Annotated in this window: 13 protein-coding genes; 8 read left to right on the top strand and 5 right to left on the bottom strand. The window is 56.4% G+C overall.

The annotated features are described in order from the left end of the window. Positions 1 to 2: 2 nt before the first annotated feature. The 3 genes from ACIQYF_RS17260 (at position 3) to tadA (ending at position 2,415) form a co-directional block, all read left to right on the top strand. Positions 3 to 278: a PTS glucose transporter subunit IIB gene (locus ACIQYF_RS17260; RefSeq protein ID WP_402864276.1), complete on the top strand. Its 276-nt coding sequence runs from the start codon at positions 3 to 5 to the stop codon at positions 276 to 278. 269 nt (positions 279 to 547) lie between these two features. Then, the gene (locus ACIQYF_RS17255; protein WP_402864274.1) at positions 548 to 1,924 is read left to right on the top strand and encodes a multicopper oxidase family protein; all 1,377 of its coding nucleotides are present in this window, start codon (positions 548 to 550) and stop codon (positions 1,922 to 1,924) included. After that, positions 1,924 to 2,415 (top strand): tRNA adenosine(34) deaminase TadA, encoded by a 492-nt coding sequence (tadA, locus tag ACIQYF_RS17250; RefSeq protein ID WP_402864272.1) that lies wholly within the window; start codon positions 1,924 to 1,926, stop codon positions 2,413 to 2,415. The genes ACIQYF_RS17255 and tadA overlap by 1 nt, the downstream gene beginning before the upstream one ends. 93 nt (positions 2,416 to 2,508) lie before the next feature. Here the strand turns inward: tadA and cmoB are convergent, their stop codons facing one another. The 5 genes from cmoB to lon form a co-directional block, all read right to left on the bottom strand. Next, positions 2,509 to 3,465: a tRNA 5-methoxyuridine(34)/uridine 5-oxyacetic acid(34) synthase CmoB gene (gene cmoB, locus ACIQYF_RS17245; RefSeq protein WP_402864270.1), complete on the bottom strand. Its 957-nt coding sequence runs from the start codon at positions 3,463 to 3,465 to the stop codon at positions 2,509 to 2,511. Further along, entirely contained in the window at positions 3,462 to 4,205 is a 744-nt protein-coding gene (cmoA, locus tag ACIQYF_RS17240) for a carboxy-S-adenosyl-L-methionine synthase CmoA (RefSeq protein WP_402864268.1), read from the bottom strand. The genes cmoB and cmoA overlap by 4 nt, the downstream gene beginning before the upstream one ends. Positions 4,206 to 4,297: 92 nt before the next feature. Then, complete coding sequence (locus ACIQYF_RS17235) at positions 4,298 to 4,693, bottom strand: protease inhibitor I42 family protein (RefSeq protein WP_402864266.1); 396 nt, start codon at positions 4,691 to 4,693, stop codon at positions 4,298 to 4,300. 86 nt (positions 4,694 to 4,779) lie between these two features. Beyond that, positions 4,780 to 5,154: a hypothetical protein gene (locus tag ACIQYF_RS17230; RefSeq protein WP_402864264.1), complete on the bottom strand. Its 375-nt coding sequence runs from the start codon at positions 5,152 to 5,154 to the stop codon at positions 4,780 to 4,782. Positions 5,155 to 5,487: 333 nt separating this feature from the next. Then, entirely contained in the window at positions 5,488 to 7,917 is a 2,430-nt protein-coding gene (lon, locus tag ACIQYF_RS17225) for an endopeptidase La (RefSeq protein ID WP_402864262.1), read from the bottom strand. A 627-nt stretch (positions 7,918 to 8,544) separates the two neighbouring features. On the opposite strand from lon, the gene ACIQYF_RS17220 reads away from it, so the two are divergent. From ACIQYF_RS17220 to ACIQYF_RS17200, 5 genes are all read left to right on the top strand, one after another. Beyond that, a complete protein-coding gene (locus ACIQYF_RS17220) occupies positions 8,545 to 10,887 on the top strand; it encodes a putative bifunctional diguanylate cyclase/phosphodiesterase (protein WP_402864260.1) in 2,343 nt (780 codons plus the stop codon). Between the two features lie 211 nt (positions 10,888 to 11,098). Next, positions 11,099 to 13,129, top strand: coding sequence for a type VI secretion system tip protein VgrG (locus ACIQYF_RS17215; protein ID WP_402864258.1), 2,031 nt, complete (start codon positions 11,099 to 11,101; stop codon positions 13,127 to 13,129). Then, a complete protein-coding gene (locus ACIQYF_RS17210; protein ID WP_402864256.1) occupies positions 13,126 to 13,962 on the top strand; it encodes a DUF4123 domain-containing protein in 837 nt (278 codons plus the stop codon). Before ACIQYF_RS17215 ends, ACIQYF_RS17210 begins: the two co-directional genes overlap by 4 nt. 23 nt (positions 13,963 to 13,985) lie before the next feature. Continuing rightward, the gene (locus tag ACIQYF_RS17205; protein ID WP_402864254.1) at positions 13,986 to 17,267 is read left to right on the top strand and encodes a toxin VasX; all 3,282 of its coding nucleotides are present in this window, start codon (positions 13,986 to 13,988) and stop codon (positions 17,265 to 17,267) included. After that, entirely contained in the window at positions 17,264 to 18,181 is a 918-nt protein-coding gene (locus ACIQYF_RS17200) for a hypothetical protein (protein ID WP_402864252.1), read from the top strand. The genes ACIQYF_RS17205 and ACIQYF_RS17200 overlap by 4 nt, the downstream gene beginning before the upstream one ends. Positions 18,182 to 18,253: the final 72 nt, after the last annotated feature.

Below are 18,253 nucleotides of genomic sequence, written 5' to 3'. Positions count from 1 at the left end.
ACATGTTTGCAAAATTTCAGCAGGCGTTTTGGAAAGCCCTGACCCCGGATCTGGTGGCGGATGAGCCGAAGACATCTACCTCGACCCTGGAGGCGGCGGTCTTGGCGGCGCTTGGCGGTGCCAGCAACCTCAAGTCCGAACAGCGCGTGGCCCTGACCCGTATCCGCGTCGAACTCCACGATGCCACGCGTATCGACCCGCAAGCCCTGCGCCTGGCGGGTGTGCCGGGGGTGATGGCGCTGGAAGGTGGCGTGGTGCATTTGGTGGTGGGACTTTAACTTTTAAGCTGTGCAAACGATCTGTCGTCGCTGACGAGGCATGAGGCTGCGATCGGGAGCGCAGTGCCGGTAAGACCTCAACACTCAATGCGTCTGATAGACCGAGGCGTCTGATTTACGACTGCTGCGCTGACGATTGCAGCCTCATGCCTTGTCAGCGAATACAAGGGGGGCGACACCCCGCCCTTACTGTTTCGCAATTGCAGGTGTATCGTATTCGCCTTTTGCGGGCTCTATACCCGCGCCAGATACGAGAGGTAGTGAATCCCATGTCCTTTACCCGTCGACAAATACTCGGTGGTTTAGCCGGCCTGGTAGTGGTGGGTGTTGGCGCAGGAGGCGCTTCGCGTTACTGGTTGGGCAAGATGGCCGATGAGCAGGCCGGTCATGATTACGAACTGATTGCCGCCCCGCTGGACGTTGAACTGGTGCCGGGTCATCAGACCCAAGCCTGGGCTTTTGGCCCTTCGGCGCCGGGCACTGAGCTGCGGGTGCGTCAGGGTGAATGGCTGCGGGTGCGGTTTATTAACCATTTACCCGTCGCCACCACGATTCACTGGCACGGCATCCGTCTGCCGCTGGAAATGGACGGCGTGCCTTACGTCTCACAATTGCCGGTGTTGCCGGGCGAATACTTCGATTACAAATTCCGCGTGCCCGATGCTGGCAGCTATTGGTATCACCCGCACGTCAACAGCAGCGAAGAACTGGGCCGTGGCCTGGTCGGGCCGCTGATTATCGAAGAGCGTGAGCCCACCGGCTTCAAGCATGAACGTACCCTGAGCATCAAAAACTGGCACGTGGATGAAGAAGGCGGCTTTCTGCCGTTCAGCATCACCCGCGAAGCCGCGCGCGGCGGCACGCCTGGGCGCTTATCGACGATTAATGGCACGCATGTGCCCACTATTGAGTTGCCCGCCGGGCAGATTACCCGTGTACGCATTCTCAACCTCGACAACACCTTGACCTACCGCCTGAATATTCCCGGTGTGCAAGCGCGCATCTATGCGTTGGATGGCAACCCCATCGAGCCACGGCCATTGGGCAAGGAATACTGGCTAGGCCCCGGCATGCGTATTTGCCTGGCAATCAAGGCGCCGAATGCAGGCGAAGAATTGTCGCTGCGAGATGGCCCGGTGCGTTTGGGCACGCTGCTGTCGGTGGCCAATAACGATGCGCCTGGCGAGTGGCCGCCTGCATTGCCCGCCAATCCGATTGCCGAGCCGGATGTGGCGAATGCCGAGAAGATTAATTTCAATTTTGAATGGGTCGGCTCCGTGTCTGAGAACCCGGACGCGGACCAGCCACCTAGTCTGTGGCAGATCAACGGCGTGGCGTGGGACATCAAAGACAAGACCTGCGCTGACCGACCTATCGCAAAACTCAAGCTGGGCCAAAGCTACATCTTCGAATTGAAGAACATGACCCAGTACCAGCACCCGATACACCTGCACGGCATGAGTTTCAAGGTGCTGGCATCCAACCGCAAAAAGATTACCCCTTATTTCACCGATACCTACCTGTTAGGTAAAAACGAACGTGCCCGCGTGGCCTTGGTGGCGGATAATCCCGGCGTGTGGATGTTCCACTGCCATGTGATTGACCACATGGAAACCGGCCTCATGGCCGCTATTGAGGTTTCCTGATGCGACAAGGGCGTCAACCCCAGATCATTGACCGCAGCCGCGATCAAGACTTTATGCGAGAAGCCCTGGCGCTGGCTGCTCAGGGCGCAGCGCTGGGTGAAGTGCCGGTGGGCGCGGTGCTGGTGCAAAACGGTGAAATCATCGGTCGCGGCTTCAACTGCCCGATCAGCGGCAGCGACCCCAGCGCGCATGCCGAGATGGTCGCCATTCGTGCGGCCGCGGCTGCGGTCAGCAATTACCGCCTGCCCGGCAGTACGCTATACGTGACGTTGGAGCCGTGCAGCATGTGCGCGGGCTTGATTGTGCATTCGCGAGTGGCGCGGGTGGTGTTCGGCGCGCTGGAGCCCAAGGCCGGGATTGTGCAGAGTCAGGGGCAATTCTTCACCCAGGGTTTTTTGAATCACCGGGTGCTGTTTGAAGGCGGGGTATTGGCTGACGAGTGCGGCACTGTCCTGAGTGAGTTCTTTAAGGCACGCAGGGCTAAATCCTAAAACCCGCGTGGGAGCTGCCGCAGGCTGCGATCTCTTGATCTTCAGCATCAAAAGATCGCAGCCAGGGGCAGCTTGCACGCGCAAAGGGGGCTTTTATTTCCTGGCGACGATCACGGCGCGCATTGGCGCGGGCAGGCCTTCGATGGTTTTGCTGTGGTCATTTGGGTCCAGGTAGTCGCTCAGGGACTGGAATTTCATCCACTCGGTCGCGCGTTGTTCTTCGACCGTGGTGATGCTCACATCCACGCAGCGCACGTCGCTGAAACCGGCACGGCGCAGCCAGCGCTCAAGGGCCGGGATCGAGGGCAGAAACCACACGTTGCGCATCTGCGCGTAACGGTCTTCAGGCACCAGCACCTGATTCACGTCGCCTTCGATCACCAGGGTTTCCAACACCAATTCGCCGCCTTTGACCAGGCAGTCTTTCAACGCCAGCAAATGCTCGATAGGCGAGCGGCGGTGGTAAAACACCCCCATGGAAAAGACGGTGTCGAAACCTTCGAGGTTGGGCGGCAGGTCTTCAAACGGGAACGGCAGGTGCCAGGCAGCTTCTTGCCGCAAGAAGCGCTGCACGGCCTGGAACTGGCAGAAAAACAGCCAGTTCGGGTCGACACCGATCACGCTATGAGCACCTGCACCGAGCATGCGCCACATGTAATAGCCATTGCCGCAGCCAACATCGAGGATGCGTTTGCCTTTAAGGTCGATGTGCGGGGCAACCCGTGACCATTTCCAATCTGAATGCCATTCGGTGTCGACGTGCACCCCAAACAGATCGAACGGTCCTTTGCGCCACGGCGACAAGCCGAGCAGCGCTTTGCGCATTTGCACGCGGGTCTCGTCGTCGCAGTGGGTGTCTAGGGTCAGGCCGTTGAGCAGGTCAATTTCGGTCGGCAGCACGTCAGGCAATGCATCCAGCGCACTTTGCCAGCGCTCCAGGTCGCCGTGGCCTTTCTCCATTTTGGTGTCGAGTTGCGCTTGCAGGGTGTTCGCCCATTCAGCCAATGGCGTGCCCGCCAAACGGCGGGCGAGGGGGGAAAGATCAATCATGGCAAGGCAATCAACGAGGCAAAGTTAAGACACTGGAACCACGGCACGACTTTCGAAAACCCGGCCGCCAGCAGGCGTTCGCGGTGTTCTTCAAGGCTGTCGGGCTTCATGACGTTTTCGATGGCGCTGCGCTTTTGCGCGATTTCGAGGTCGCTGTAACCGTTGGCGCGCTTAAACGCGATGTGTAAATCAGTCAGCAACGTGTGCTCTTCGCAATCATTGAAGCGCAGCTTTTCTGACAGAATCAGCGCTCCCCCCGGCAGCAACGACTGGCGAATCCGACCGAGCAAGGCCAGGCGCTGCTCAGGCGCGATAAATTGCAGGGTGAAGTTCAGCGCCACAACCGAGGCCGGTTCAAACGCCAGCGCGATAATGTCGCCTTCAATCACCTCAACCGGCAGTAACTCCTGAAACATAGAGTTCTGGGCATTGAGGTACTCGCGGCAGCGCTCGACCATGGCGGCCGAGTTGTCCACGGCAATCACCTTGCACCCCTCGCTGCGCACATGGCGGCGCAACGCTTGGGTCACGGCGCCCAGCGAGCTGCCCAAGTCATACAGCACGCTGTTGGGCTGGGCGAATTGGGCAGCGAGTACGCCGAGGTTCTCGACAATCGTCGGGTAACCGGGCACCGAGCGCTTGATCATGTCCGGGAACACCCGCACCACGTCTTCGTTAAAGGCGAAGTCCGGCACCTGGGCCAGGGGCTGGGCGAAAATACGGTCAGGTTCTTTGCTCACGACAGTTCCGGCGCTGGGTAGTAGAAAAGGGGCCGCATTTTAGCCAAGTTGGCGCCGGGATGCGCGGTCTGTCTGATAAACCGCGCGCCCTGTCATTTCACGGTGATTGGGCAGTCGAAACTTTCAGCGGGTTCGGATTCTGGCTCCCAGGGTTGCTGAGAGGTCAGGCGCAAGCGCCCGCTGCCTTGTGCAAATGCCTGAAAACGCCATGTTGATTGCCCGCCACTGCCAAGCAGTTGGCCGTTATCGCTGCTTTGGTAGACCTCAGGGCCGAGGCTGCGCAGCACGCCGCCCGCAGAGTCTTGAATGGCCCAGCGATAGCCGGTGGTGGGGTTGCTGGGCAACGAAACAATCAGGTTTTGCCCCGTTTGCAGTTCAACAGGGCAGTCGCTTTGTTCTTCAACGGTAACGGTGTTGTTAGCTGACTGATGTGCACAGGCTGTCAGCAAGCCGACGCTGAGCAGGGCAAAAAGACGTGCGAGGGACATTGAAGGCTCCGGTCGGACAAACACAAGCGCGCAGCATAACCCATGATGGCGGCTGCGCCATTTGTCGTCTTGCAGCAGCCCGCTTGTCAGAAGCCGGCGTGGGGAGGGCTGATTTTGAAGTCGCCGCACATCTCCACTGTTTCGTCGTTATGGTCCAGGCCTTCAAACGTGAACAAGCGAGCGCTATAGCAACTTTCGATCACGCTGAGGTGCACCGTGCCGACATCGGCCTGGTTCAAGTGATACATCCCACGACCATCAACTTCCACGTATTCGATGTAAGACATCGAGAGCACCGGCCCGGGTTCGCCTTTTTTAAACAGGTAAATACCTGACTGGATATTAATGTCCAGATTCAGGGCGATGGCGCGATATTTCTCGGACCCGAAATCATCGAATTCTGCGGTGATGATGATCTTTTTGTGGCTGCTGGCGAAGGTCATTTCTTGTGCAGCAAACACGGGTCTATCGAGCACCTCGGCGTGGAGTTCGCCTCGTGTTCGGGGATTGAACACCTTTGGAAATTGGACTTTAGGCCAAATGACTTTAGGGTTTCTATAGGCAGGATGATGGTGTGTCATAAACAAGGCCCTAACGTTAATTCGTATCGGCTAAGGCGCTATTAACGGTGGGAAAAAAACATGTGTCTACTGTCAGAAATAACAGGGCGTTTACTAAAGTCAGCTTTGTAGCGGGTTGCAGCGCAGTCCCGACTGGAGAAGCGAGCTTTTAAAAGATCAAAAGATCTCGAACACGCTCGCTTCTACAGTGGCACGGGCTGTGACGACGGTTTTTTAAAACAACACTTTAGCCACATCGTTAAAGCGCTTGGCAAAGTGCACGGTGATGCCTTCTTTCAAGTAGTCCGGCAGTTCCTCAAAGTTGCCACGGTTAGCCTCGGGCAAGATCAATTCGTGAATTTTCTGCCGACGCGCTGCAATCACTTTTTCACGCACGCCCCCAATCGGCAGAACATACCCGGTGAGCGTCAGCTCGCCAGTCATGGCAATCCCTTTTTTCGGCGGCTGATTTCGGGCCAGAGACAACAAGGCGCTGGCCATGGTCACGCCGGCACTTGGGCCGTCTTTTGGCGTCGCCCCTTCAGGCACGTGCAAGTGCACAAAGGCTTCGTCGAAGAATCGCGGATCGCCGCCAAACTGTTTGAGGTTAGCGCTGATATAGCTGTAGGCGATTTCTGCAGACTCTTTCATCACATCGCCCAGTTGCCCGGTCAGCTTGAAGCCACGGTTGAGGGTGTGAATGCGCGTGGCCTCAATCGGTAGCGTTGCGCCGCCCATGCTGGTCCAGGCCAGGCCGGTAATCACCCCGGTACCACTAATGACCTGCTCGTTGCGGAACACTGGGGTACCCAGCGAAGCTTCAAGGTCTTTGGGGCCGATCTTGATTACGGCGTCAGGCTTATCCAGCAACTTGACCACGGATTTGCGCACCAGTTTGCCCAATTGTTTTTCCAGCTGGCGTACACCGGCTTCACGGGCGTAGCCGTCAATCACTGCGCGCAAGGCGCTGTCGCTGATGCTCAAGCTGGTTTTATCAACACCCGCTTTCTCGAGCTGCTTAGGCCACAGGTGACGTTTGGCTATCGCGATTTTTTCTTCGGTGATGTAGCCCGAGAGGCGAATCACTTCCATGCGGTCGAGCAAGGGGCCGGGGATCGAGTCCAGGGTGTTGGCGGTGCACACAAATAACACTTTCGACAAGTCCAGACGCAGGTCCAGGTAGTGGTCGAGGAAGTCGACGTTTTGTTCCGGGTCCAGGGTTTCAAGCAATGCCGAAGCAGGATCACCCTGGAAGCTTTGGCCCATCTTGTCGATTTCGTCGAGCATGATCACAGGGTTCATCACTTCAACATCTTTGAGCGCCTGTACCAGCTTGCCCGGCTGGGCGCCAATGTAGGTGCGACGATGGCCCTTGATCTCGGCTTCATCACGCATGCCGCCCACGCTGAAGCGATAGAACGGGCGACCCAGCGATTCAGCAATGGATTTGCCGACACTGGTTTTACCCACGCCCGGCGGGCCGACCAGCAATACAATCGAGCCGTTGACGGAGCCTTTGTAGGCCCCTACGGCGAGGAACTCGAGGATGCGATCTTTAATGTCATCAAGCCCTGCGTGGTGTGCGTCGAGCACTTTACGCGCGTGCTTGAGGTCGAGTTTGTCCTGACCAAACACGCCCCACGGCACCGAACTGGCCCAGTCCAGGTAGTTACGGGTGACGGCATATTCGGGGGAGCCAGTCTCCAGGATCGACAGTTTGTTGATCTCTTCGTCGATGCGCTTGCGCGCCTGGGCGGGCAGGTTCTTGCCTTCCAGTCGCTGCTGAAATTGTTCAATGTCTGCGCTGCGATCATCCTTGGTCAGCCCCAGCTCTTGCTGGATGACCTTGAGTTGTTCTTTAAGAAAGAACTCGCGCTGATGCTCGCCGATCTTGAGGTTTACCTCGGCCGAAATTTCTTTTTGCAGCCGCGCGACTTCGACTTCCTTGCGCAACATTGGCAACACTTTTTCCATGCGCTTGAGCATCGGCACGCAATCGAGCACTTCTTGCAGCTCGTTGCCGGTGGCCGACGTCAACGCGGCCGCAAAGTCGGTCAGCGGCGACGGATCGTTGGGGCTAAAGCGATTGAGGTAGTTTTTCAACTCTTCGCTGTACAGCGGGTTGAGCGGCAACAGCTCTTTGATCGCATTGATCAGCGCCATGCCGTAAGCCTTCACCTCATCGGTGGGCTGCTTCACTTCTTGCGGGTACTCGACCTCCACCAGATACGGTGGGCGGTGATGTTTGAGCCACATGCTGATGCGCACACGGCTCAGGCCCTGGGCTACAAATTGCAGTTTGCCGTTTTCACGGCTGGCGTGATGAACCTTCACCAGCGTGCCGTACTCCGGCAGGCTGTTGGTGTCGAAATGGCGCGGATCGTCAGTCGGGGTGTCGACAAAAAACAGCGCCAACGAGTGATGAGGCGACTTGCTGACCAAGTCCAGAGTTTCGGCCCAGGGTTCTTCATTGACGATGACCGGCAACACTTGTGCCGGGAAGAACGGCCGATTATGAATCGGGATGATGTAAACCTTGTCCGGCAGATTCTGCCCTGGCAGAGCCAGTTCAGTCCCTCCTGTGTGTACCGTGGATTCGGTCTCGGTGTGCTCTACATCGGTGTACTCAGCTGTGTTGTCCGTAAAATCCTGCTGGTCGCTCATGGGGCACCTGCGCAATGGGGTATGTGTCTTAGATGGGGCACTGTGATAGAGGTTTCAATGGTGAAGTTTTGTTCACCGTGAAAATCAGCCAATGACCCACATTAGGCTAATCTCCCGACTCTTTCCTGGCAGGCGCTGGCGGGTGTGATGCGTGCCAAAAGTTAGCGCTTTGTCGCCAACAACTTGACGGTAGACGGCCCGTATTTATTAGGCGATCTTCTATCGCGAAGCCGTGGTGCTGAAAAAAAAAGGATTGAGCAGAAAGCCAGTTATTTGACTTTCATCAGGATGCAGAGGATGCACGAATGCCTAGGGTCTGTTCCCGTTTCATTGCAAGCCGCGTCGCTGGGTCAAATTTAGCCAGGCAAGGCGCAGAGCGAAGGGAATGGTTGTTCCCTTCCCAAGCTCTGCAACACAGCCTGGCTAAATTTGACACGAGGCCCCTAGGGACGAAAGTCCACGTGGCGCAGGGCGGCGTTGCTCGAAGCTTATTGGGAACAACCAAACTATGCTTCTCGCGCCTTGCCCTGCACCACGTGGGCTTTCGTCGCGGCTGCAATGAAACGGGAACAGACCCTAAGGGATTTTCTAAAAGACGGGGTATCGTCAAAGGATTGAGGGCACCCCATGAAGCTGCGCAATAGCTTTCAGGCCCATATCAGCGTGGTACTGGCGCTGCTTTTGCTGGTGGTGATCGGTGCGGTGTATTTTGCCGTGAAAGCAGCAACCGTGACGGCTGCCAGCGATCAGGCCCAGGAGCAACTGAAAAACGGGACTCGGGTGTTCGAGCGTTTTATCGACTTTCGCGGGCGCCGTATTCAGTACGGCCTTAACTGGTTAACCAACGACCAGGACTTTCGCGAAGCTGCCGTAGATGGCCGTGCGCAGAAAATAGAACACGCGCTGGAGGCCTTCGAGCCGAGCCTTCGCGGCAGTGATGTGTTTGTCCTCGACTTGCAAGACAAGATCGTCATCAGTCCGCTGAAAAGCTTGCCGCCCGGAACGGTGTTTCCCTACGCCAACGCCCTGGCGCATGCGCGGCGCGCCGCACAGACAATGCTGATTGGTGTGCTTGATGGGCGCCCTTACATGATGGTCCAGGGTGTCGTACTGGCGCCCTTGCCTGTGATGCGGATCGTTTCGGGCATGCCGATGAATAACGTGTTTGCCCGCGAACTGCGCACCCTGAGCAACCTCGAAGTGTCATTTCTGGCAATAAAAGACGGTCAGTCCGCTACCTTGATCAGCACTCAGCCAGAGGCGATGGACGCCGGTATCGTTGCGTTTCTGCGTGAACATCCGGCGGGGCCCATGACCCACTTCTGTGAGATCGGCGATCAACGCTTCCTGGGCCAGGTGTTACAACTGGGCAACTCCGGCGACCCAGCCAACGGCCAGGTTTTGGCCTTGTTGCAAAGCCCGCTGGATAAAACCCTTCAAGCCTTTGCCTCGCTGGACCGCAAGTTTCTGTGGATCTCCCTCGCCGCCTTATTGGCGTCTTTATTGGGGGCGCTGTGGTTGGCCCGCGAAGTCTCTCGCCCCGTGAGCCTGCTGGCCGAAGCGGCGCAACGCATTGGCCGGGGTGACTATTCAACCCCAGTGCTGCTTAAGCGCCGCGATGAGTTGGGTTTTCTGGCTCGCGCTTTCAACATGATGCAAAACGGGATTGCCGAGCGCGAGCAGCAATTGGCGTATAACGCGCTGCACGACCCGCTCACGGGGTTGCCCAACCGCGCGTTGGTCATGGAGCGTCTGGGCAATGCTATCAGTGCTCGGCGCAGCGTGGTGTTGATCTATTTAGGCATTGAGAACTACCGTCTGATCAGCGAAAGCTCTGGTCCGCAAGGGCTGGAACGGATCATGCGCGAGATCAGCCGCCTGCTGCTTGAAACGCTGGCGCAAAGCGCCACCGCCGCACGCCTCAGTGGCAATGAGTTTTTACTTCTGCTTGAAAAGACTCAGGTGGATGCCGGGATCGTGATGGCGGATCGCTTGCATGGATTATTGAGCCGGCCGTTCAACATTGACGGGCACGACGTGCAGTTGGAAATTTGCATGGGAATATCGGTGTACCCGATCCACGGCCAAACCGCCGACGATTTGATCGCCCGAGCAGCCATTGCCCGCAATGATGCAGCGTCTTCGCCGGGTTACTTGCAGGTCTATCAGCAAGACCGCGACCTGGCGCACCAGCGCCAGATCCAGTTGATTCGCGACTTGCGCCGGGCGGCGAGCGAAGACGAATTGTTTATCCACTATCAACCCAAGCTAGACCTGCGTAATGGTCATGTGAGCCAGGCCGAAGCGCTCCTGCGTTGGCAGCACCCGGAGTTTGGACGGGTATCGCCGACAGAATTTATCCCGTTGGCCGAAAGCACCGGCAGCATGAACTTGCTGACCGACTGGGTGATCGAGGAAGGTATTCGGCAGATGGCCGAGTGGAACCAGCGAGGGTTGCACCTGCAACTGTCGATCAATATTTCGGCTGCTGATTTGCGCGGCGATGACTTGGCGACCAAGGTTGCAGCGTTGCTGGCCCGCTATCAGGTGTCGGCTCAGCAACTGATTTTTGAAATCACTGAAAGTGCTGTGATGCTCGACCCCGAACACTCACTCACCGTGCTTGAAGGGCTGCGTGACTGCGGCATCAGCCTGTCGGTGGACGACTTTGGCACCGGCTATTCCTCACTGGCACACCTTAAACGGCTGCCGGTGCAAGAGCTGAAAATCGACCAATCCTTTGTGCGTAACCTGGACGAAGCCAGTGAAGATGCCGTGATCGTGCGTTCGACCATCGAAATGAGCCACAACCTTGGGCTTAAAGTAGTGGCCGAAGGCGTGGAGTACCAACACAGCCTTGACCTGCTTAAGCGCTGGCACTGCGACACGGCCCAGGGGTACTTGATCAGCAGGCCGTTGGACGCAGTGGCATTCGAAGTGTGGGTTAACCAGTTGCGGGCCACGGCCTGAGCTCGCGCTAATCCCCTGTAGGCGCGAGCTTGCGCGCGATCTTTTGGTCTTTAAAAACACAGGACCGCGAGACACGATAAAAGTAAGGCCCGTTTCTAACAAGAGTTAGGGAAGCGTCCTACATCCACTCCCGCGTCCATCCTTTAGCGTTCATCCCTTTGTGTTGAGGCTGCTTCCTCGCAAGTGAGCCCTTACGCCTGAGGAGTCATGGATGCCCGCAATTGCTCGCGACACTTCGTTCAGCCTGACCCTCACTGCATGCGCTCACCCGGTCCAGGTGCTGGCATTCAGCGGTGACGAAGCGATCAGCAGCCCCTTCTCGTTTGACGTCGAACTGGTGTGTGATCGCGCTGATCTGGACCTCGAAGCGTTGCTGCACACTTCGGCCTTTCTTGGGTTTGATCGACAGGGGCATGGCATCCACGGGCAGATTTATCGCATCGCCCACAGCAGCCCCGGTAAACGCTTGAGCCTGTATCGTCTGACGCTGGTCCCGCGCTTGGCTTACCTTGAGCACCGCACGAATCAGCGTATTTTTCAGAATAAGACCGTGCAGCAGATCATCGAAACCCTGCTCGAAGAGCACGGCATTCTCAGCACGATTTACGGCTTTTCCCTGCAGGCGACCTACGCGCCGCGTGAATACTGCGTGCAGTACGGCGAATCAGACCTGCACTTTATTCAGCGGCTGTGTTTTGAAGAGGGTATTCACTATCACTTCAAGCATTCGTCCGACGCCCATTATTTGCAGTTCGGCGATGGTCAGACGGCTTTCACTGCGTTGGAGCGGGCGACACCCTACGTGCAAAACGCTGGCATGGTGGCCCAAGAAGCGGCAGTCGACCGCTTTGATCTGCGCCTGACAACCCGGACCAACAGCACCCTGCGTCGCGATTACGATTTCAAGACTGCCAGCCGCACGCTCCAGGCGCAGAGCCGCGCCGACCTCAATCGACGCCCGCTTGAGCATTACACCTACCCCGGCCGTTTCAGCAACGACGCCCACGGCGAACGCCAAAGCCAGAGAGCCCTGGAGCAGCATCAGAGCGATTACCGTCAGGCCAGCGGCCACAGCGATCAGCCGACCTTGAGCAGTGGCCATTTTCTGACCCTGAGTCAGCATCCCTACAGCGACTGGAATGCGCCGTGGTTGTTGACCCGCGTTCACCACGAAGGCAAGCAGCCGCAGGTGCTGGAAGAGCAGGGCGGCCAATCGCAGATCGAGCATGCCCTGGACTTTGCCCAGGGCTATCGCAACTGCTTTCTCGCCACTCCAGAGAACGTGACCTACCGCTCGCCCATCGTCTTCGACAGGCCGCGTTTGCATGGCAACCAGACGGCGCGTGTCACCGGCCCGGCGGGTCAAGAAATCCACTGCGATCAGTTTGGCCGAGTCAAAGTCAGCTTTCATTGGGATCGCAGCGGGGTGGACGACGACACCAGCAGTTGCTGGCTGCGTGTGGCGTCCAGTTGGGCAGGCGACAGCCACGGCGCCGTGACCATCCCCCGAGTGGGCATGGAGGTATTGGTCAGCTACCTCGAAGGGGATGTTGACCAGCCCGTGGTGTCGGGCTGCCTGGTGTCGAGCCTCACCCCAAGCGCACTCCAGTTGCCGGCCGAGAAAACCCAAAGCATCTTTCGCAGTCGCAGCTCACTGGCGGGCGGTGGCTATAACGAGCTGCGCATCGAAGACCGCACAGGTCAGGAAAAAATCTACCTGCATGCCCAGCGCGATATGGCGCAACACATCGAAAACGACAGCCACGTGCAAGTCGACGGCAAGCGAGAAGAAACCATCGTGGGCAACAGCGTGGTGGTGCTTGGAGCAGAAGACCAGCAGACCGTCACTGCGGATCGAAAGATTGAACTGCAAGGCAATGACTTTCAGGCCGTCGCCGTCAGCAGCCACACCCGGGTGGGGCTGGTGATGGCGATTGAAGCCGGGGTCCACGCACACATCAAGGCCGGGGCCACGTTGGTGGTGAACGGCGGCGCGAGCATGACCCTGATGGCGGGTGGGCAACACCTGCAACTCACACCGGCCGGGATTTACAGCAGCTCACCGATTTTGCCCGGGGGCGTGCCGATACCGGGCATGCCTGCCTTGTTGGCGGTGCCGGATGGGGTCGAGGTGATGACGGCGGTGGCGCTTGAATCCCAGCAACGAACCTTTCTCCGCGCAAGCGCCCAAAAAGCGCCCGTGTGCCTGGTCTGTCAAACACTTAAGGAGGGGCAAGCATGACTCGCGCCTATCTGTTGCTCGACAGCAACCTGATCCCACATCTCTACCCGCGCCTGTTTGAGCTGGCAAAAATCACCGTGACACATTCGCTGTATCTGACCACCCGCTACGCCGGGATGGCCTCTTTTGGCCCGGTGTTAGTTCCGGTTGAGCCGGGCAGTGCGCTGGCCAGTACCTTTGTCGATCAATGGCAGGCCAGTGCAGGTATCTGGCTGGAATCTGACGCAAATGAGGTCCACGTGGTTGAGCATCTGCGCAGCCTGATCCATGTCCGGCTGGAGGGCGATGTCAGCGCTTTTTTCCGCTATTACGACCCGTGCATTGCCCGCCTGTGGCTAGCGGATTTGGCCGAGGCCGAGCGTGATCGACTGATGGGGCCGGTGCGCTGCATCCGATTACCCGCGGGGCTTGTCATCCATCAGAAAAATCCTGAGCAGCCTTGTGGCCAATACGCAGCGACGCCTTGGTTGAGTTTAAGTGCGCAAGAGTTGGAGCACCTTTGCCAAGCCCAGCGTGAGTTGTTCACGCAACACCTTGTTGCCCATTGCCAGCGTTACTTTCCTCATTGCTTGCAGGGCCTTGACGCGCAGGCCCAGCAGGAGTGGGCGCAGAGATGTCAGCGTCATGCGGCACGTCAGGGCTACAGCGCAGACAACGAAGTGATGGCCTGGGCAAGTGTGTATGCCGCCTTTGGCGATGAGTTTCCCGACGGGTCGGGCCAAGAGGTGTATCGCCAGTTGTTGAGTCAGCGTGATGCATCGCCTGAGCGGCGTCTGGAACAGGTTCTGGACCAATTGATTTCACAATTTACCCCCAGAGAGAGCGCGGTATGAGCCTCGATAAAAGCCTTGCCACAGTGGTCAATCTGGCTGAAGCCAGACGCGCAGCCAACGCCCGCGAACACGTCGACATCAACAGCACCGTGCAGCAATGTCCGGCCAGCCAGCCGCAGATCTTCGTGGTCCCCGTGCGCTACGCCCTCAGCGAAGAGCCTGCCAGCCACTCGGCCTGTCAGCCCGGGGTCGAGCCCAAAAGCCACCCCATGGCAGCCCGTCTTTTGCGCACGGGATTTGTCTATGTGTGGCAAGGCAACGGCCCGCTTCAGCGTTATGCGATGGCTGAAAACCACCTGCTGCGCGAACAAGAACTGGAGGACGATGACACCGTCATCAATGTCGGCACCCACAGCGGTATCGCGTTGGACAAGCACCAGGAAGCCTGGATGCTCTACAGCGAAATCCCGCTGAACTCGACCTCCTGCGCGCACCTCAGCGAACCCGAAAATCGTGCCAAACGCATGCGCCGCCTCGACCTGCGGCAAGTCGCCAACACCCTGCAAGCGCCGCATTGCGTGCCGTTGACAGAAGCCAACACGCTCATGGCCGAGCTGATCCCGAGCACCTATGACTTGGCGCTGGCGATTGATTACCAGCGTAATCAACCCGCCCTGCACAAGCAGGCAGAGCAGTTGGGCAAAGAAGCTATCAACGATCCGACACCCAGCACGATCAAAGACTACACCGACACCCAGCGTTGGCTCAGTGAGCGAGCCAAAGTTGCTGCGCAGTACCCCCCGGTTCCCGATGACATCCCTGCGCCGGGTGAATGGAGCGCCGTGCCATGGGCACCGACCACGACCCAAAGCCTGATGGAAACCGCCCACACCCAATCACGCGGCTTGTACACCGTACTGGCTTGCCTGGACGATGACCTCGGCGTATTACGCGACATCAACCACGAACAAGAACTCGTCGAATCTCGGCATGAACAGTGGCAAGCCGACAACAACCTGCGGCTGAGTATTGGCGGGTTTGTGCGCAGCTTGATTACAGAAGACGGCGCAGAACTTGCGGGAAACCTGAGTTATCGCTATCGCGAGCACGATATTGAATTGACGCCAGAACAGGGTAAAACCTTGCTCAAGGCTCATCATCGATTGGATGAATTGTTCAAAGAAGAATCACGCATCAACCAGCAACGCGGTCGTCAGTACAGCCACGAAGAGGCTGATGCACTCTTGCTTAAGGTGAAAGCTGATGTAAAGGCCGCCGTAGCGCCTGTTCGAGGCTTTATCCCGCATCAACTTCACACTGAAATCGAAGGGGTAGTCCGTGACTACCGTGATGTCAAAGTCGCCAACCTCGAAAATCGTCATGTCAGCGATAAAGTTGAGGAGTACATCGACCTGCCAGCCATGAACCAATGGCTTGACGAAACGGCTCCGGCACACTTTGAACATCTTAAGAAACGACACGAAACGCTTTACGCCGACCGTGGCGTCTACTTGCTGCGACACCACAGCGGCACGTGGTTTGTGGATTACCACGATAGCGAACATCGCCAATGGCTCGATGAGTTGGCCTTGGCGTGCCTGAGCGCCCAGTGCTTGCGCAACGTCGGGGCAGAGCAATATGCAGCGTACGTGCGCAGTGCGGATGACGGGGCGTTGCGGCAGCTGTTTTACGGCTGGAGGCCGACACTTGAGGGCGCGGTCAATACCAGCAGTCGTGCCGTTGAGTTGGTTGCGGCGCTGAGTAGTGAGAATCAGGCCAATGCGATAGCTGCAATGAGCAAGGTACTGGGGCCAGAGGGTATCAATATCTTGTCTGGCCTCAGTGCTATGGCGGGCAACGCTAATAGTCTTTGGAACACCCTAGTAAAACGCTTGAGCGCATCACTGTTGTTGCTTAGCAGCAAAGCAGGGGAACCGCTTAAAGGGCCTTGGCTGGCCATCATGACCGCCACCCGAGCCGCTCATCAAATTGGCCTACGATTAGTTAGCCAAGGCAAATATCAAGTCTTACAGCAGTTTGGCAAGGCTGCGGAAGACCTCGCGCAATGGGTCAATACCACGGGTAAAGCCATCGGCCGCGGTCACGTTTCAAAAATAGTCGACTCTGTGGCAGTTAAAAACAGTGGCGGTTTGATCGCCCTGACAGCGTTACTGCTCAACAGTTGGAATGCCAGTAATTATCTGGCGCAGGCAAGTGAGTTGGAGGGGATGGATCAACAACGGATATATGACACTTGGTCGGCGAAGCTATATGCCGGAGCGGCATTGGTGGCAGTGGTTGATAGTCAGGTTAGTAAGACAGCTCGATTTTCGATCGGTTTAGCCGCAGCACCTGTACGGACTCTCCTTGGAGGGATTATTGGAGCACTTTCTGGTGTGGCTGCAATCAACGAGTTTAAATCTCTCCAACTACAACTTGAAAATTCGCAATGCTCTATCGATCCGTGGCTACAAATGCGTAAAAACATTGTTGGCGGCCAAATTTTTACTGGTGGGGCTGTAGCACTCAATGGGGCGATTTACACTTTTAGAGCTCTAAGCGGAAATCTCAGTGTTGCATTTGCACTGTCACGATTTTTATTTTGGATGGGGCCGCTTAACCTTCTGATTGCTGTACTGGGTGTGCTTTACCTGATCGCTTGGTATTTCCAGCAAACGCCGATGCAGAATTTTCTAAATTATTGTTGCTGGTCTAGGTCACGTGCAAGAAACCTGACCCCAATTACATTTGATGCCCAGCAAGATGAACTTAATCGCTTATACGGCATTCTTTACACCCCCAGAGTCAGCTTTGAATCCGCAGAGCCAAAGGGTGTGATAAATTCTTTGCAATCAGGTGTAATGAAAAGTTCGATCAAAACCCTCACCATAGATCTGCCAGGAGCAGAACCCAGTAATGCATATCTAGATATAACCCTGATTGGTAATCCGCTAGATACTCTGGCGATGCGCGAGCGGATAAAAAATGGCGAGGGGAAATACTCTCGTGAAGATCCTATGCAAGATATTGGCGACTGCTGGATACACCACAGTCGTTGTGAGTGGATTCCGCATACTCAAGGGCAGGGTTTACGTTTGAGCGGACCATTCAACACTGTGCCTAACTTGTTTGGATCGCAACCCACCACAGTGTCTTTGCGCTTGAGATACCAAACCCCCTTGACCTCAATGCTAGGCGCTCTCAAATTTGTAGGTGGAGAACAAGGTGTTGCGTTCACATTGAGCGCTGCAACCGGAGTAATCGCCTTGCGTAATGACCCAACGCCAGAGTTGGACAGCGCAAAGCGTTATCAATTGGACGGTCAGCAACGTTCAATTTATTTGCAGCCGGGGATCAAACGATGAGCTTGCCAACTGCAGGCACGAGAAAGAAAGGTCTGTTTTCTCAACAAGATTACCTGGCCCCCTTAGCTATACCCACAGGCGAGGTGGCAGTTGACATGGTTAACGTGATTTGGCGTAAAAATGATGTGTATTTAGATATTGGGAGTTACAGCATTGGGTCTGGAATATTAATATTATGGCCAATGATTTTGCTTTTCATATCCCTTGCTTATATGACGAACGACTCTGGCATCTATCTGTATGGAGCTTGTATATTGATTATTCCTATACTGATGTTGATCTACAGCCTCTTCAAGCCAACCCCCTTACCCATTCGATTCAACCGCCAGCGCCGAGAAGTCTGTGTCCCTCTTAAAGACGGAAAATACTGGATTGTGCCGTGGGAGTCGGTAACCGCCGCAACCTCTGAGCACTCGACTGTCAGTCAAGTGGGAAAGCATTCTATGGGGATGCTGTTGATAGGTTTCGATAATCCGGATGTACAGGGAGAGGCTGGAAACAAGCACTTTTTTTTAGGATTTAATTGCGGGTCAAATGAGGGGGCGATGGCGCAGTGGGAGTGTATGCGCAGTTTTATGGAAGTAGGGCCGCATGTCGTACAGGATAATAGTGCGAGATTTCACCACCCCAAAGGAATATTAGCTACTTACGTGGAAAGTCTTTTTAAAGCGGCTAAGCGTAAAGGCTGGTTTATGGCTTTGTTGTGGGAGGGCTTTTGTGGGGTATTTATATTTAATACTTTTCTTATTGACGCTCTTGAGCGATTGAAACTTTATCCTTTACCAGAGTTTCCTTGTCCAGACATCATCGAATGGTCAAAACCCCTCCCGCCCGAACAATGGGCCAAGCGCTCCCCAGAGTTAGAACTCGCCATCGCCCAACGTGAAGCCGAACTAGCAGCGAGGATGGCGTAGTATGATTTTTAATTTCCACCTGATTAGCGGTGAATTATTTTCCTGTGATGACCAAGTATTTGATAATGAGTT

It is taken from the genome of Pseudomonas sp. NPDC096917 (assembly GCF_044762555.1).
Taxonomy (GTDB): Bacteria; Pseudomonadota; Gammaproteobacteria; order Pseudomonadales; family Pseudomonadaceae; genus Aquipseudomonas.
This window is presented reverse-complemented; position numbering and strand designations above follow the sequence as displayed.

Bases quoted from the DNA above. Each gene is read 5' to 3' on its own strand.
- ACIQYF_RS17260 (WP_402864276.1), top strand. From the start codon at position 3: ATGTTTGCAAAATTTCAGCAGGCGTTTTGGAAAGCCCTGACCCCGGAT.
- ACIQYF_RS17255 (WP_402864274.1), top strand. From the start codon at position 548: ATGTCCTTTACCCGTCGACAAATACTCGGTGGTTTAGCCGGCCTGGTA.
- tadA (WP_402864272.1), top strand. From the start codon at position 1,924: ATGCGACAAGGGCGTCAACCCCAGATCATTGACCGCAGCCGCGATCAA.
- cmoB (WP_402864270.1), bottom strand. From the start codon at position 3,465: ATGATTGATCTTTCCCCCCTCGCCCGCCGTTTGGCGGGCACGCCATTG.
- ACIQYF_RS17235 (WP_402864266.1), bottom strand. From the start codon at position 4,693: ATGTCCCTCGCACGTCTTTTTGCCCTGCTCAGCGTCGGCTTGCTGACA.
- lon (WP_402864262.1), bottom strand. From the start codon at position 7,917: ATGAGCGACCAGCAGGATTTTACGGACAACACAGCTGAGTACACCGAT.
- ACIQYF_RS17220 (WP_402864260.1), top strand. From the start codon at position 8,545: ATGAAGCTGCGCAATAGCTTTCAGGCCCATATCAGCGTGGTACTGGCG.
- ACIQYF_RS17215 (WP_402864258.1), top strand. From the start codon at position 11,099: ATGCCCGCAATTGCTCGCGACACTTCGTTCAGCCTGACCCTCACTGCA.
- ACIQYF_RS17210 (WP_402864256.1), top strand. From the start codon at position 13,126: ATGACTCGCGCCTATCTGTTGCTCGACAGCAACCTGATCCCACATCTC.
- ACIQYF_RS17200 (WP_402864252.1), top strand. From the start codon at position 17,264: ATGAGCTTGCCAACTGCAGGCACGAGAAAGAAAGGTCTGTTTTCTCAA.